Origin of the sequence: Burkholderia sp. lig30 (assembly GCF_000687455.2) — a bacterium.
GTDB lineage: Bacteria > Pseudomonadota > Gammaproteobacteria > Burkholderiales > Burkholderiaceae > Burkholderia.
The window spans coordinates 1-14,129 of the sequence record NZ_JGVW01000022.1 but is presented as its reverse complement, the minus strand read 5'-3'; the positions used below and the strand labels follow the sequence as shown (position 1 = coordinate 14,129).

At 67.8% G+C, this 14,129-nt stretch carries 16 protein-coding genes and 1 tRNA gene; 9 read left to right on the top strand and 8 right to left on the bottom strand.

Features of this window, described 5'->3' with window-relative positions; genetic code table 11:
- Nucleotides 1-11: 11 nt before the first annotated feature.
- The 4 genes from proB to rplU form a co-directional block, all read right to left on the bottom strand.
- Nucleotides 12-1,130, bottom strand: a complete 1,119-nt coding sequence (gene proB / locus LIG30_RS01465; RefSeq protein WP_038709052.1) for a glutamate 5-kinase — start codon at nt 1,128-1,130, stop codon at nt 12-14.
- A gap of 77 nt (nt 1,131-1,207) precedes the next feature.
- The gene (obgE, locus tag LIG30_RS01460; protein ID WP_038709051.1) at nt 1,208-2,323 is read right to left on the bottom strand and encodes a GTPase ObgE; all 1,116 of its coding nucleotides are present in this window, start codon (nt 2,321-2,323) and stop codon (nt 1,208-1,210) included.
- A gap of 175 nt (nt 2,324-2,498) precedes the next feature.
- A complete protein-coding gene (rpmA, locus tag LIG30_RS01455; protein ID WP_038709050.1) occupies nt 2,499-2,762 on the bottom strand; it encodes a 50S ribosomal protein L27 in 264 nt (87 codons plus the stop codon).
- 24 nt (nt 2,763-2,786) lie between these two features.
- Complete coding sequence (gene rplU, locus LIG30_RS01450; protein ID WP_006025184.1) at nt 2,787-3,098, bottom strand: 50S ribosomal protein L21; 312 nt, start codon at nt 3,096-3,098, stop codon at nt 2,787-2,789.
- 210 nt (nt 3,099-3,308) lie between these two features.
- On the opposite strand from rplU, the gene LIG30_RS01445 reads away from it, so the two are divergent.
- The 9 genes from LIG30_RS01445 to LIG30_RS01405 all read left to right on the top strand — a co-directional run bounded on the left by LIG30_RS01445 (nt 3,309) and on the right by LIG30_RS01405 (nt 11,199).
- A complete protein-coding gene (locus LIG30_RS01445) occupies nt 3,309-4,301 on the top strand; it encodes a polyprenyl synthetase family protein (protein WP_038709190.1) in 993 nt (330 codons plus the stop codon).
- Nucleotides 4,302-4,481: 180 nt separating this feature from the next.
- Nucleotides 4,482-4,558: transfer RNA gene (locus LIG30_RS01440), tRNA-Pro, on the top strand.
- 140 nt (nt 4,559-4,698) lie between these two features.
- A complete protein-coding gene (locus LIG30_RS01435) occupies nt 4,699-5,991 on the top strand; it encodes an HlyC/CorC family transporter (RefSeq protein ID WP_038709048.1) in 1,293 nt (430 codons plus the stop codon).
- Between the two features lie 83 nt (nt 5,992-6,074).
- Complete coding sequence (locus tag LIG30_RS01430) at nt 6,075-7,328, top strand: GspE/PulE family protein (RefSeq protein WP_038709046.1); 1,254 nt, start codon at nt 6,075-6,077, stop codon at nt 7,326-7,328.
- On the top strand, nt 7,325-8,536 hold the full coding sequence (locus tag LIG30_RS01425) for a type II secretion system F family protein (RefSeq protein ID WP_038709045.1): 1,212 nt from the start codon (nt 7,325-7,327) through the stop codon (nt 8,534-8,536). Before LIG30_RS01430 ends, LIG30_RS01425 begins: the two co-directional genes overlap by 4 nt.
- 45 nt (nt 8,537-8,581) lie before the next feature.
- Nucleotides 8,582-9,490: a prepilin peptidase gene (locus LIG30_RS01420; RefSeq protein WP_038709043.1), complete on the top strand. Its 909-nt coding sequence runs from the start codon at nt 8,582-8,584 to the stop codon at nt 9,488-9,490.
- A 3-nt stretch (nt 9,491-9,493) separates the two neighbouring features.
- On the top strand, nt 9,494-10,102 hold the full coding sequence (gene coaE, locus LIG30_RS01415) for a dephospho-CoA kinase (RefSeq protein ID WP_038709042.1): 609 nt from the start codon (nt 9,494-9,496) through the stop codon (nt 10,100-10,102).
- A gap of 118 nt (nt 10,103-10,220) precedes the next feature.
- Nucleotides 10,221-10,976, top strand: coding sequence for a cell division protein ZapD (gene zapD / locus LIG30_RS01410; RefSeq protein WP_038709040.1), 756 nt, complete (start codon nt 10,221-10,223; stop codon nt 10,974-10,976).
- Between the two features lie 25 nt (nt 10,977-11,001).
- Nucleotides 11,002-11,199: a DNA gyrase inhibitor YacG gene (locus LIG30_RS01405; RefSeq protein WP_038709038.1), complete on the top strand. Its 198-nt coding sequence runs from the start codon at nt 11,002-11,004 to the stop codon at nt 11,197-11,199.
- A gap of 92 nt (nt 11,200-11,291) precedes the next feature.
- On the opposite strand, the gene LIG30_RS01400 is transcribed toward LIG30_RS01405, so the two are convergent.
- The 4 genes from LIG30_RS01400 to LIG30_RS27580 form a co-directional block, all read right to left on the bottom strand.
- A complete protein-coding gene (locus LIG30_RS01400; RefSeq protein ID WP_038709036.1) occupies nt 11,292-11,738 on the bottom strand; it encodes an NUDIX domain-containing protein in 447 nt (148 codons plus the stop codon).
- Complete coding sequence (locus tag LIG30_RS01395) at nt 11,735-12,604, bottom strand: ATP-binding protein (protein WP_038709034.1); 870 nt, start codon at nt 12,602-12,604, stop codon at nt 11,735-11,737. Before LIG30_RS01395 ends, LIG30_RS01400 begins: the two co-directional genes overlap by 4 nt.
- 19 nt (nt 12,605-12,623) lie before the next feature.
- Nucleotides 12,624-13,865 carry a bifunctional glutamate N-acetyltransferase/amino-acid acetyltransferase ArgJ gene (argJ, locus tag LIG30_RS01390; RefSeq protein WP_038709032.1) on the bottom strand — a complete coding sequence of 414 codons (1,242 nt, stop codon included), beginning with the start codon at nt 13,863-13,865 and terminating at the stop codon, nt 12,624-12,626.
- 144 nt (nt 13,866-14,009) lie between these two features.
- On the bottom strand, nt 14,010-14,129 hold a 120-nt coding region (locus tag LIG30_RS27580), incomplete at its 5' end, for an SEC-C metal-binding domain-containing protein (protein WP_152985963.1).

The window sequence follows — 14,129 nt, the reverse complement described above, 5'->3', positions numbered from 1 at the left end:
GGCATCGCCCGTCACACGAGCACGAGGTTGTCCCGGTGGATCACTTCCGGCTCCATCATGTAGCCGAGCACCGTTTCGATCTCGCCGCTCGGCTTGCGCTGGATCAGCTTCGTCTCCGCGCTGCTGTAGTTGGTGAGGCCGCGCGCCACTTCGCGCCCGTCCGGGCCGACGCAGGCGATCACCTCGCCGCGCGCGAACACGCCCCGCACGTCGACGATGCCGATCGGCAGCAGGCTCTTGCCGCCCGCCGTCAGCTTCTCGACCGCCCCGGCGTCGATCACGACGTGCCCGCGCACCTGCAGGTGATCCGCCATCCACTGCTTGCGCGCGGCCATCCGGGCCGTGCGCGCGATCAGCTGCGTGCCGATCGCCTCGCCGGACGCGAGACGCACGAGCACGTCGGGCTCGCGCCCGCTCGCAATCACGGTGTTTGCGCCGCTGTGGGCCGCGCGCTTGGCCGCGAGGATCTTTGTCAGCATGCCGCCGCGGCCGAGGCTCGAGCCCGCGCCGCCGGCCATCGCCTCCAGCTCCGGCGCGCCCGCGTCGGCTTCCGCGACGAGCGTCGCCGACGGGTCCTTGCGCGGATCGGCCGTAAACAGGCCCGACTGGTCGGTCAGAATGACGAGCGCGTCGCCTTCGATCAGGTTCGCGACGAGCGCGCCGAGCGTGTCGTTGTCGCCGAACTTGATTTCGTCCGTGACGACCGTGTCGTTCTCGTTGATGATCGGCACGACGCCGAGGCGCAACAGGGTGAGCAGCGTCGAGCGCGCGTTCAGGTAGCGCTCGCGATCCGCGAGGTCGGCATGCGTGAGCAGGATCTGCGCGGTGCGGATGTCGTGCTCGGAAAACCGGCTTTCGTACACCTGCGCGAGCCCCATCTGCCCGACTGCGGCCGCGGCCTGCAGCTCGTCGATTTCGCGCGGGCGCTTGCTCCAGCCCAGCCGCTGCATGCCCTCGGCGATCGCGCCCGAGCTGACGAGCACCACTTCCTTGCCTTGAGCGCGCAGCGCCGCGATCTGGGCGGCCCAGCGACCAATTGCCGCATGATCGAGCCCCTTGCCGTCGTTCGTCACGAGGCTGGACCCCACCTTCACCACCAATCGCTTCGAATCCGCGATGATCGAACGCATCGTGCGCTATCTCCTCTATGTGGTGCGCGATTGAATTCCGGCGCCGGACGTGTGCCGTCCGGCGCGATCCGCATCGGTCAGGCGTCCGCTTCCGGCGGGGCTGCCCGGCCATCCGCCGGCGCCTCGTCGCGGAACCGCACGTCCGCCGCGAGATCCTCGGCTTCGGCCGCGCGATGCGCGTCCGAGTGCTGCGTCAGATAATCGTAGATCGCATAGCAGAGGTTTTCACAGCCCTGCCCGGTCAGCGCGGAAATCTCGAACACCGGCCCGTCCCACTCGAAGCGCGCGAGGAAATCGTCGACGCGCGCCGCGCGCTCGTCCTCCGGCACCATGTCGAGCTTGTTCAGCACCAGCCAGCGCGGCTTCTCGTACAACGCCTCGTCGTACTTGCGCAGCTCGCCGACGATCGCCTTCGCCTCCGCGACCGGATCGACGCTCTCGTCGAACGGTGCGAGATCGACGAGATGCAGCAACACGCCGGTACGCTGCAGATGGCGCAGGAACTGGTGACCGAGGCCCGCGCCTTCGGCCGCGCCCTCGATCAGCCCCGGGATATCGGCGATCACGAAGCTCTTGCTCGGCCCGACACGCACGACGCCGAGATTCGGCGCGAGCGTCGTAAACGGATAGTCGGCGATCTTCGGCTTCGCGTTCGACACCGACGAGATGAACGTCGACTTGCCTGCGTTCGGCATGCCGAGCAGCCCGACGTCGGCGAGCACCTTCAGCTCGAGGCGCAGCATGCGCCGCTCGCCCGGCTTGCCGTCCGTCTTCTGGCGCGGCGCACGGTTCGTGCTCGACTTGAAATGCAGGTTGCCGAGGCCGCCCGCGCCGCCCTGCGCGAGGATCACCTTCTGGTCGTGCTCGGTCAGGTCGGCGATCAGCTCGCCGGTATCCATGTCGTTGATGACCGTGCCGACCGGCATACGCAGCGTGATGTCGTCGCCGCCCTTGCCGTAGCAGTCCGAGCCGCGGCCGTTTTCGCCGTTGCGCGCCAGATGCTTCTTCGCGTAACGGTAGTCGATCAGCGTATTGATGTTGCGGTCGGCGATCGCATAAACGCTGCCGCCGCGACCGCCATCGCCGCCATCCGGCCCGCCGAACGGAACGAATTTCTCGCGGCGCATCGACGCGCTGCCATCGCCTCCGTCGCCGGCGATGACCTCGATTCGCGCTTCGTCAATGAACTTCATGCGTTACTCCGCCCAGTATTTCCCGCTATTGTGCCGCGCGCCGCCACGCTTGGCCAACCGGCCGCCCGGCAAGCTTGCCGAACGGCCGGTTGCGCGTGCGCGCGGCCACAAAATAAAAAAGGCCCCGCGCCAAGTGCGGGGCCTTTCCGGCTACGAAGCCCGTGCTTGCCTGAACTCAGGCAGCTGCCGGGACAACGATGACCGTGTGCTTCTTGTCCGCGCCCTTGGTCGCGAACTTCACGTGGCCGTCGACCAGCGCGAACAGCGTGTGGTCCTTGCCCATGCCGACGTTGTCGCCAGCATGCATGCGGGTGCCGCGCTGACGCACGATGATGCCGCCGGCGTTGATCGCCTGGCCGCCGTACACCTTCACGCCGAGACGTTTCGACTCGGAGTCGCGGCCGTTCCGGGAAGAGCCGCCTGCCTTTTTGTGTGCCATCTGATTGCTCCTTAACCGAGGCGCTTACGCGTTGATCGCGTCGATGCGCAGCTCAGTGTAGTTCTGGCGGTGGCCGCCGTGCTTTTGGTAGTGCTTCCGGCGACGCATCTTGAAGATGGTGACCTTGGCATGACGACCGTGCGATACGACGGTTGCCTTGACGGAAGCCCCACTGACCAGCGGCGTACCGAACTTAATCGATTCGCCTTCGCCCACTGCGAGAACCTGGTCGAGCGTGATTTCAGCGTCAATGTCAGCCGGTATCTGTTCTACTTTGAGTTTTTCGCCAACGGCAACCTTGTACTGCTTGCCGCCGGTTTTTATGACCGCGTACATTGTGAACCTCACTCTGGATCTGTTTTTTCCGCACACCACGCACGGAAAACGCGTGATTATACAGAGAGTTAGCGCCGCAGTCAAAGCCGATCGAAAGCGGCCGCGCGGGCGGCGCGCACGGACGGCCCAAAACGCGCCCGTCGCACGCGCGACGGCCCGGCGCACGGCGGATTCGCCTTATAATCCGCGGCATCACCCAATTCCATGATCATGCCGTCCACCGCCACCCCCTCCCTCAGCGCCGCCCATCTGCTCGCCCCGATCGCCAGCGATATGGAGCAGGTGAACCGCGTCATCCGGCAAAGCCTCGCGTCCGACGTGCTGCTGATCAACCAGATCGCCGAGTACATCATCGGCGCGGGCGGCAAGCGGCTGCGTCCCGCGTTGCTGCTGCTCGTCGCGGGCGCGCTCGGCGAGACGTCGCATCAGCGGCACGTGCTCGCCGCCGTCGTCGAATTCATCCACACGGCCACGTTGCTGCACGACGATGTCGTCGACGAGTCCGAACTGCGGCGCGGCCGCCAGACCGCCAACGCGCTGTTCGGCAACGCCGCGAGCGTGCTGGTCGGCGACTATCTCTATTCCCGCTCGTTCGAGATGATGGTCGGCGTCGGCAAGATGCGCGTGATGGAGATCCTGTCGGAAGCGACGACGATCATCTCCGAAGGCGAAGTCCTGCAGCTGCTCAACATGCACGACGCGGACGTCGACGAAGCCCGCTACATGCAGGTGATCCGCTACAAGACGGCGAAGCTGTTCGAGGCGTCGGCCCGCCTGGGCGCGGTGCTCGCCGGCGCCGACGCGCCGACCGAAGCCGCCGCCGCCGAATACGGGCGCCGCATCGGCACCGCGTTCCAGATCATGGACGATTGGCTCGATTACGCCGGCACCGCCGAAGCGATGGGCAAGAACGCCGGCGACGACCTGCGCGAAGGCAAGCCGACGCTGCCGCTGATCTATCTGATCGAGCGCGGCACGCCCGAACAGGCGGCGCTTGCACGCGAGGCGATCGAGCAAGGCGGCACCGACCGCTTCGACACGATCTTCGAGGCCATCACGCGTTCCGGCGCGCTCGATCACACGCTCGAGTGCGCGCGGCAGGAAGCGCAGGCGGCCGCCGCCGCGATCGCGTCGTTCCCGGCTTCCGTGTTCAAGGACAGCCTGCTGGAGCTGTGTTCGTATTCGACGTCGCGGCAGTCTTGAGCGCGAGCCGGGCGAGCATGCCGATCGCGTATCGGCACGCTCGCCGAATGGATCGCCCCGGCTGTCTCGAAATTTTTTTCACTTAGATCTTCCCTTTCTGGAAAAACGTCGGTATAGTTATGTTCTTCGCTGCTGACGCAGCAGTCTTGAAAAAGACCGAAGCGTCGGAAGTGTCCAAATCGGGGTGTAGCTTAGCCTGGTAGAGCGCTACGTTCGGGACGTAGAGGCCGGAGGTTCGAATCCTCTCACCCCGACCAGATTTGTAAAAAACCGTGCACCGAGGTGCACGGTTTTTTTTTGCCCGCGGGCGCGCGACACCCCTCGTCGCGACACGATTGAACCGCCGCCCCTCTGTTATAGTCCCTTCATCCCTGTCCTTCACTGCACTTTCCGACGCGTGGACCAAATTCCCTTATGGGCGCAAATCGGCGCCGTCTTCCTGCTTCTCCTCTGCTCCAGCTTCTTTTCGATTTCCGAGACCGCGATGATGGCGCTCAACCGTCATCGCCTGAAGCATCTCGCCAGCCAGGGCGCGCTCGGCGCGAAGACCACCCAGGGCCTGCTCGGTCGCACCGACCAGCTGCTCAGCGTGATCCTGATCGGCAACAACCTGTTCAACACGATCATCCCGGTGCTCACGACGTCGCTCGCGCTGCACACGTTCGGCCGTGACAGCGTCGTGCTGTCGGTGGCGACCGGCATCGTCGCGTTCCTGATCATCGTGTTCGCCGAAATCACGCCGAAGATCGTCGGCGCGAGCTTCCCCGAGCGCATCGCGCTGCCCGCGAGCCTCGTGATCGCGCCGCTGATGCGCCTGCTCAAGCCGCTCGTGTGGTTCGTCAACGCGCTCGCGAACGGCGTGCTGTGGCTGCTGCGCATCAATACGAAGAATGCGCGCGACCAGCGCCTGTCGGCCGAGGAACTGCGCACCGTCGTGCTCGAATCCGGCAGCTTCATGCCGACCAAGCACCGCAGCATCCTGCTCAACCTGTTCGACCTGGAGAACATCACGGTCGACGACGTGATGGTGCCACGCCGCCAGATCGAGTCGCTGAACTTCAACGCGCCGCTCGAGGACGTGCTGCATCAGCTCGAAACCTGCTATCACAACCGGCTCGTCGTCTACGAGGGCGACATCGACAACGTGCTCGGCGTGCTGCACGTGCGCAAGACACTGACCGCGCTGCACAACCAGGATTTCGACCGCCAGACGCTGCGCACGCTGCTCGCCGAGCCGTACTACGTGCCGTCCGGCACGCCGGTGTTCCAGCAGCTGCAGTATTTCCAGGAGAGCCGCCAGCGCACCGCGCTCGTCGTCAACGAGTACGGCGAGCTCGAAGGCCTCGTGACGCCCGAGGACATCATCGAAGAGCTGATCGGCGAATTCACCACGTCGATGCCCCGCACCGAACACGCCGGCGGCTGGAACGAGAACGGCGAATGCATCGTCGCGGGCAGCATGCCGCTGCGCGAACTGAACCGCTGGCTGCATCTGACGCTGCCGACCGACGGCCCGAAGACGCTCAACGGGCTGATCCTCGAAATCCTCGAGGAGATTCCCGACGGGGACGTCTGCGTGAAGATCGGCGACGTGATGCTCGAGGTGATGCGCAGCGACGACCAGGCGGTGCGTACCGCCAAGCTCTTCAAGCCGCGCGCGCCGCGCTCCGCACGCGCGCTCGCGCGTTAGCCGGACGGCCGACTGCCGGCGCCGCCGCAACCGGGCGACCATCGACGGGTCACGGTTTCAAGGCGGCCCGAGCGCCGGCCCTCATGTCATTCACGCCATCCGCAGGGGCGCCCGCCGCCCCTGAACCCACCGCCGCGCGCCGCGCGATCGACGCCGCCCGGCTCGACGACGCGCCGGCCGTGCGCCTCCTGAGCGACACGCTGAATGCGGCGCGCACGCGCCAGGCGTCCGACATACACGTCGAGCCGTTCGAAGCCGGCTGGCGCATCCGCCTGCGCATCGACGGCGTGCTCCATGAGTACGCGCGCCCGCCCGCGCACCTGCGCGACGCGCTCGTCACCCGCACCAAGGTGCTCGCGCGCATGGACATCGCCGAGCGGCGCGTGCCGCAGGACGGCCGGCTGCGCATCGCGCTCGACGGCGGCGAGCGCGGCGACTACCGCGTCAGCTCGCTGCCCACGCTGTTCGGCGAGAAGCTCGTGCTGCGCCGTCTCGAATCCCTGCCGCCTGGCCTCTCGCTCGCGAACCTCGGCTTCGACGCCGCGCAGGCGCGCATGGTGGAGTCGGCGATCCGCGCGCCGCACGGCCTCGTGCTCGTCACCGGCCCGACCGGCAGCGGCAAGACGCTGTCGCTGTACTGCGCGCTGCAAATGCTCGATCGCGACGCACACAACATCTGCACGGTCGAGGACCCGGCCGAGATCCAGCTCGAAGGCATCAACCAGGTCGGGGTCGCCGAGAAAGCCGGCCTGACTTTCGCGATCGCGCTGCGCGCACTGCTGCGTCAGGACCCGGACATCATCATGGTCGGCGAGATCCGCGACGCGGAAACGGCCGACGTGGCGATCAAGGCCGCGCAAACCGGTCATCTCGTCCTGTCGACGCTGCACACCAACGATGCGCCCGCCGCCATCGCACGACTCCTCGACATCGGCGTCGCGCCGTACAACCTCGCCGCGGCACTCCGTCTCGTCACCGCGCAGCGCCTCTTGCGGCGTCTGTGCGGGCAATGCAAGACGGCCTCCGACGTGCCGCTGCGCGCGATGCGCGAAGCCGGCTGCGACCCGGCCGCGCTCGCGCCGGGCTGGCGCCCGTTCGCCGCCCGCGGCTGCGCCGCGTGCCACGGCATCGGCTATCGCGGCCGCATCGGCATTCACCAGGCGATGCCGGTTTCGCCCGCGCTGCGGGAACGCGTCGTGACGCGCGCCAGTGTTGCCGAGCTCGCGCTGCAGGCCGAACGCGAAGGGGTGCGTAGCTTGCGCGACGCCGCGCTCGACCGGGTGCGGGACGGCACGACGAGTCTCGCGGAAGCGCTGGCCGCGACGCCCGGCGCATGAGCGCGCCGCTGCCGCCGCGCGAGACCCGTTTCCGCTGGCGCGGCCGGCGCCATGACGGCGCGTCGCGCCGCGGCGTCGTGATCGCATTCGACGCAGCCGACGCGCGTGCCGCGCTCAAGCGCGCGGGCATCACCGTGCTGTGGCTTCAGGCGCGCGGCGCGGCGCGCCCGCCCGCTGCGCGCGCGCGGGCCGTCACGCGCTTCACGCAGCAGCTTGCCAGCCTGCTGCAGGCAGGCCTGCCGCTCGCGCCATCGCTCGAGATGCTCGCGCAGGCGGCCGGCCCCGACGGCATGCCGCGCATCGCGGCGGGGCTCGCGCGCGAGATCGTCGCCGGCCAGCGCTTTGCCGCGGCGCTGGCCCGCTATCCCGCGCAATTCGGGCCGCTCTACCGGCAATTGATCGAGGTGGGAGAGACGTCCGGCTCGCTCGGCACGGTACTCGCGCGCGTCGCCGAGAACCGCGAACGCACGGACGCGCTGCGCCGCAAACTGCGCGCGGCGCTCGCCTATCCGGTTGCCGTCGTGCTGTTCGGGTTCGCGATCACGATCGCGCTGATGCTATGGGTCGTGCCGACCTTCCAGCAGATTTTCGACAGCTTCGACGCCGCGCTGCCGGCGCCGACCCGCGCGCTGCTGGCCCTCGCGTCCGCCACATCCGCGTGGGGCGGCCCCTCCATCGTGTGCGCCGCCGTGGCATGCGCGGCCGCACACTATGCGACGCAACGCGCGCCGGCGCTGCGGCTCGCGTTCGCGCGGCGCCTGCTGGGCGTGCCGATTGCAGGCGCTGCGGCGCAGCGGCTCGCGACCGCACGCTGGTGCCGGGCGCTCGCCACCCTGCTCGCGTCCGGCGTACCGCTCGCCGATGCGTTCGCGACGCTCGAACGCACCGCGGGCCACCCGGTATTCGAGCGGGCCACCGCGCGGCTCGCCGCGCGCGTGCTGCGCGGCGAGCGTCTCGCCGATGCGATGCGCGCCGCCGGCTGCTTTCCGGACGACGTCGTCCAGCCGATCGCCGTCGCGGAAGAAACCGGCGCGCTTGACACGATGCTCGCCGACATCGCGGCGCTGTGCGAGCGTCCGCTCGACGCCCATCTCGACACGCTCGCCGCGCTGAGCGAGCCGCTGATCGTGATCGTGCTGGGCGCGCTCGTCGGCGGCCTCGTCGTCGCGATGTACTTGCCCATCCTGCAGCTCGGCAACGTGGTGTAGCATCGCAACCGAGTCTGTCGCCCTTTAGCCCGGTCCGCCGCCAACATGACGCCCGTGTCCCTGCCCATCTACTCCGATCCGTCCGTGAACGCATTGCCCGTGCTGGCGATGCTGCCGCCGGCCGCGCAGTACGTGTTCGCCATCCTGGCGGGGCTGTGCATCGGCAGCTTCATCAACGTGGTCATCCACCGGCTGCCCGTGATGATGAAGCGCGCGTGGGAAGCGGAGATCGCCGAAGCCACCGGCACGCTCCCGGAACCCGGCGACGGCTATCCGGCACGCTACGACCTGTGGCATCCGCGCAGCGCCTGCCCGCATTGCGGCCACGTGCTGCGCGCCTGGGAGAACATCCCGCTCGTCAGCTACGTGCTGCTGCGCGGGCGTTGCCGCCACTGCGGCCATGCGATCGGCGCACGCTACCCGCTCATCGAACTGGCCGGCGCACTGCTCGCCGCGCTCGCGCTCACGGTGTACGGGCCGACCGCCGCCGCACTCGCGGCGTTCGGCCTTTGCGCCGCGCTGCTCGCGATGAGCGCGATCGACATCCAGACCGGCTATCTTCCCGATTCGATGACGCTGCCGCTGCTGTGGGCCGGGCTCGCGATCAACCTGGCCGGCACGTTCGCGTCACTGCGCGCCGCCGTCATCGGCGCGATGGCGGGCTACCTGTTCCTCTGGTCGATCTACTGGCTGTTCAGATGGCTGCGCGGCATCGAGGGCATCGGCTTCGGCGACCTGAAGCTGCTCGCCGCGCTCGGCGCGTGGCTCGGCTGGGCCGCGTTGCCGCAGGTCGTGCTGCTGGCCGCCGTCGCAGGCGCCGCCGTCGGGCTTGCCGCGACCCTGCGCGGCCGCATGCGCTTCGAGGAGCCGATTCCGTTCGGGCCGTTTCTCGCGGCCGGCGGCGCGGCGACGCTCTTTTTCGGGACACCTTTCTATTCCGCGCTCGGAGGCTGACACATGTTCGCAGTAGGGCTCACCGGCGGGATCGGCAGCGGCAAGACGACCGTCGCCGACCTGTTCGCCGCGCGAGGCGCGTCGATCGTCGACACCGACCTGATCGCCCATCGCATCACCGCGCCGGGCGGGCTCGCGATGCCCGGCATCACGCAGGCGTTCGGCGCCGAATACGTCGCGGCCGACGGCTCGCTCGACCGCGCGAAGATGCGCGCGCGGGTCTTCAGCGACGACGCCGCCAAGCGGCGTCTCGAGGCGATCACGCATCCGCTGATCCGCGCGGAAACGGAACGCGAGAGCCGCGCGGCGCAGGGTGCGTATCTGATGTTCGTGGTGCCGCTGCTGGTCGAGTCCGGCAACTGGAAGGCGCGAGTTGATCGCGTGCTCGTGGTGGACTGCGAAGTCGAGACGCAGATTGCCCGCGTGATGCGCCGCAACGGCTTTACGCGCGAGCAGGTCGAGGCCATCGTCGCGCGGCAGGCGTCACGCGACGCGCGCCTCGCGGCCGCCGACGACGTGATCGTCAACGATGCCGCGTCGCACGACACGCTCGCCGCGCAGGTCGATGCGCTGCACCAGCGCTATCTCGGCTACGCGGCCGCGACGCGATAAACGCAGGCCGGCAACCGTGTGCGCGGCGCATGCACGAAATTGGCGCGTTGCTAGGGTAGACGCCGGGCATTAGAATGTCCTGCATTGTTTCATTCCCTTACGCTAGAGGCGAGCGCGCTTGATTCTTTACGAGTATCCGTTCAATGAGCGAATTCGCACGTTGCTGCGCCTCGAGGACCTGTTCGAGCGCTTCGCGTTTTTCCAGGCTCAAGAAGACCCGAGGGAACATCACGTCGCATTGACGACGCTGTTCGAAATCGCCGAGGTCGCGGGCCGCGCAGATCTGAAATCGGATCTGATGAAGGAGCTCGAACGCCAGCGCCAGACGCTTGCGCCCTTTCGCGGCAACCCCGGCATCGAGCAGAACGCGCTCGAAGCCGTGCTCGGCGAAATCGAGCAAACCCTCGCGAATCTCGGCCAGATGCAGGGCAAGACGGGCCAGCACCTGATCGACAACGAATGGCTCGCCAGCATCCGCAGCCGCGCGGTCATTCCGGGCGGCACCTGCAAGTTCGACCTGCCGTCCTATTACGCGTGGCAGCAATGGCCCGCCGAGCAGCGGCGCCAGGACATCGGCAAGTGGAGCGCGCCGCTGCTGCCGCTGCGCGACGCCGCGGTGATCGTTCTGCGCCTCGCGCGCGAGTCGGGCCAGGCGTCGAAGGTGATGGCGATGCAGGGCAGCTACCAGCAGATGCTGTCCGGCCGCAGCTACCAGCTGATGCAGGTGCGCGTCGCGCCCGAGCTGCGCGTGATTCCCGAAGCGAGCGCGAACAAGTACATGCTGTGGGTACGCTTCACGATGCAGGACGGCGACGTGCGGCCGCGTGCAGTGGATATCGACGTGCCGTTCCAGCTGACGCTGTGCAATCTGTAAAGGCCGCAGGCCGGCCCGATTTCGTATGACGACCGTCGTGAAATGTCCGTCTTGCGGCAAGGAAGTCCGCTGGACACCGGAGAATCGCTTCCGCCCGTTCTGCTCCGCCCGTTGCAAGCAGCTCGATCTCGGCGCGTGGGCCGCAGAGAAATACCGGATCGGCGGCAGCGACGATGCGCCGTTGTCGGAAGAGCGCGAGCAGGACGCGCATCGCGACGACTGAGCAGCCGGCGTTCGCGCAGGCCGCTGCGACGCGCGAGCGACCTCGCCGCCGTTGCCTGCGCGGCCCGCCCGATCGCGGCGGGCCGGCAGATCTCAGCGTTGCGCGTCGTCCTTCGCGAGCAGTTCGAGCACCGGCAGCGCCGCGGGCAACAGCGGCGCGACCTCGACCGGCAGATGCTGCCAGACGAACGCCTGCCCTTCCTTGCTGTGCGGCTCGCCCGTCCAGCCCGTCACCATGCAGAAGTAGAGCCGCACGTACGCATGCGGGTAATCGTGTTCCAGCGTGTGCCAGCGATGGCACGCGGTGACGGCGATGCCCAGCTCCTCGTGCAGTTCGCGCGCAAGCGCGTCCTCGACGCTCTCGCCCGCCTCCAGCTTGCCGCCCGGAAACTCCCAGTAGCCCTCGTAGGGCTTGCCGGGCAGGCGTTGCGCGAGCAGATAGCGCCCGTCCGGCTGCACCATGATGCCGACCGCGACCTCGGTCACTTTCCGGCCGTCCGGCGCACGCTGCGCGTGTTGTTCGAGATCCGCGGCGCTCATGCCTGCTCCTTGCGGCCCGACCAGTCGCGCGCGAACTGCCATGCGACGCGACCCGAGCGCGAACCGCGCTCCAGCGCCCACACGAGCGCGTCGCCGCGCGCCTGTTCGATCTCCGCGTCACCGCAGCCGAAGTGACGCAGCCAGTGCGCGACGATCCCGAGATAGTCGTCCTGCTTGAACGGATAGAAGCTCACCCACAGCCCGAATCGCTCGGACAGCGAGATCTTTTCCTCGACGACTTCGCCGGGGTGGATCTCGCCGTCGGGCAGGTGTTTGTAGGTCTCGTTGTCGCTCATGTACTCGGGGAGCAGATGGCGGCGGTTCGACGTCGCGTAGATCAGCACATTGTCCGACTGCGCGGCGACCGAGCCGTCGAGCGCGACCTTCAGCGCCTTGTAGCCGGATTCGCCTTCCTCGAACGACAGGTCGTCGCAAAACACGATGAAGCGCTCCGGCCGCTGCGAGATCAGATCGACGATGTCACCGAGGTCGTGCAGGTCGTCCTTGTCGACTTCGATCAGGCGCAGCCCGTCCTTCGCATGCGCATTCAGGCAGGCCTTGATCAGCGACGACTTGCCGGTGCCGCGTGCGCCGGTCAGCAACACGTTGTTCGCCGGCTTCTTCTGCACGAATTGCCGCGTATTCTGCTCGATCAACGCCTTCTGGCGATCGATGTTGTGCAGATCGGCCAGCGAGATCGGCGACACGGCCTGCACCGGCTGCAGGAAACCCCGCCCTTGACGCTTGCGCCAGCGGAACGCGGTGGCCGCACTCCAGTCGATCGCCGCCGGCGCGGGCGGCAGCATCGATTCGAGGCGGCCGAGCAGTGCTTCGGCGCGCGTCAGAAACTGTTCGAGCTTGTCCATACTCTCGTGCCGCTCCGGATCAGGAACGGTAGTCCGCGTTGATGCTCACGTAATCGTGCGACAGGTCGCACGTCCAGATCGTCGCCTGCGCGTCGCCGCGGCCGAGCAGCACGCGGATCGTGATCTCGCTCTGCTTCATCACGCGCTGGCCGTCCTCTTCCTGGTACTCGGGGTTGCGGCCGCCCGCCTTCGCGACGAGCACGTCGTCGAGATACAGGTCGATCCTGCCCACGTCGAGATCGGTCACGCCGGCATAGCCGATCGCCGCGAGAATGCGGCCCAGATTGGGATCGGACGCGTAGAACGCAGTCTTCACGAGCGGCGAGTGACCGATCGCATACGCGATCTGGCGGCATTCGGCGACGCTCTTGCCGCCCTCGACCTGCACCGTCATGAATTTCGTCGCGCCTTCGCCATCGCGCACGATCAGCTGCGACAGCTCTTGCGCGACCTCGGTCACCGCGTCGCGCAGCGCCGCGTATGCGGGCGAATCGGTCGACGTGATCGCCGGCAGCGTGCTCTTGCCCGATGCGATCAGGATGAATGAGTCGTTGGTCGACGTATCGCCGTCGATCGTGATGCAGTTGAACGAGCGGTCGGCGACTTCCTTGACGAGCGTGTCGAGCACCGGCTGCGCGACCGCCGCGTCGAACGCGAGGAAGCCGAGCATCGTCGCCATGTTCGGCTTGATCATGCCCGCGCCCTTGCTGATGCCGGTCAGCGTGACCGTGTGGCCGTCGACCGTCACGCGGCGCGAGGTCGCCTTCGGCAGCGTGTCGGTCGTCATGATTGCCTGCGCGGCGTCGTACCAGTGCGCCGCCTGGCGGTTCGCGAGCGCGGCCGGCAGGCCGGCCTTCAGGCGCTCGATCGGCAGCGGCTCGAGGATCACGCCCGTCGAGAACGGCAGCACCTGCTCAGGCTGCAGGCCGGCAAGGCGCGCCAGTTCCGCGCAGGTTTCACGCGCGTGCGCGAGGCCCGGCTCGCCGGTGCCGGCATTCGCGTTGCCGGTGTTGACCACCAGCGCGCGGATGCCCGCACCGCCCGCGCGCACCTTCGCCAGATGCTCGCGGCAGACTGTCACGGGCGCGGCGCAGAAGCGGTTCTCGGTGAATACGCCGGCGACGGTCGCGGCCTCGTCGACGGAAATGACCAGCACGTCCTTGCGGTTCGGCTTGCGGATGTTCGCCTCCGCCCAACCGAGCGTGACGCCGGCGACGGGATGCAGTTGGGCGGGATCGATCGACGGAAAATTGACAGCCATGTGGAACACCTGCCGGAAGGAAAATGCCGGCGCACGCCGGCATCGATTGAACGAACCGGCGGCCGCGCACGCAAACCGCCGTATCTCACATCAAAACATCAACGCTACAAACGACGCGGCGCGCTCATCGCGCGCCGCCTGCGATCACGACAGCTTGCCGTGACAGTGCTTGTACTTCTTGCCGCTGCCGCACGGGCATGGATCGTTGCGGCCGACCTTGGACATTTCGCCCCCCGGGCCGCTGTGGCTCATCGCGTCGGCGAC

Bases quoted from the DNA above. Each gene is read 5' to 3' on its own strand.
- LIG30_RS01430 (WP_038709046.1), top strand. From the start codon at position 6,075: ATGTCATTCACGCCATCCGCAGGGGCGCCCGCCGCCCCTGAACCCACC.
- LIG30_RS01405 (WP_038709038.1), top strand. From the start codon at position 11,002: ATGACGACCGTCGTGAAATGTCCGTCTTGCGGCAAGGAAGTCCGCTGG.
- rpmA (WP_038709050.1), bottom strand. From the start codon at position 2,762: ATGGCACACAAAAAGGCAGGCGGCTCTTCCCGGAACGGCCGCGACTCC.
- LIG30_RS01400 (WP_038709036.1), bottom strand. From the start codon at position 11,738: ATGAGCGCCGCGGATCTCGAACAACACGCGCAGCGTGCGCCGGACGGC.
- LIG30_RS01420 (WP_038709043.1), top strand. From the start codon at position 8,582: ATGACGCCCGTGTCCCTGCCCATCTACTCCGATCCGTCCGTGAACGCA.
- LIG30_RS01395 (WP_038709034.1), bottom strand. From the start codon at position 12,604: ATGGACAAGCTCGAACAGTTTCTGACGCGCGCCGAAGCACTGCTCGGC.
- obgE (WP_038709051.1), bottom strand. From the start codon at position 2,323: ATGAAGTTCATTGACGAAGCGCGAATCGAGGTCATCGCCGGCGACGGA.
- LIG30_RS01445 (WP_038709190.1), top strand. From the start codon at position 3,309: ATGCCGTCCACCGCCACCCCCTCCCTCAGCGCCGCCCATCTGCTCGCC.
- proB (WP_038709052.1), bottom strand. From the start codon at position 1,130: ATGCGTTCGATCATCGCGGATTCGAAGCGATTGGTGGTGAAGGTGGGG.
- LIG30_RS01425 (WP_038709045.1), top strand. From the start codon at position 7,325: ATGAGCGCGCCGCTGCCGCCGCGCGAGACCCGTTTCCGCTGGCGCGGC.
- argJ (WP_038709032.1), bottom strand. From the start codon at position 13,865: ATGGCTGTCAATTTTCCGTCGATCGATCCCGCCCAACTGCATCCCGTC.
- rplU (WP_006025184.1), bottom strand. From the start codon at position 3,098: ATGTACGCGGTCATAAAAACCGGCGGCAAGCAGTACAAGGTTGCCGTT.
- coaE (WP_038709042.1), top strand. From the start codon at position 9,494: ATGTTCGCAGTAGGGCTCACCGGCGGGATCGGCAGCGGCAAGACGACC.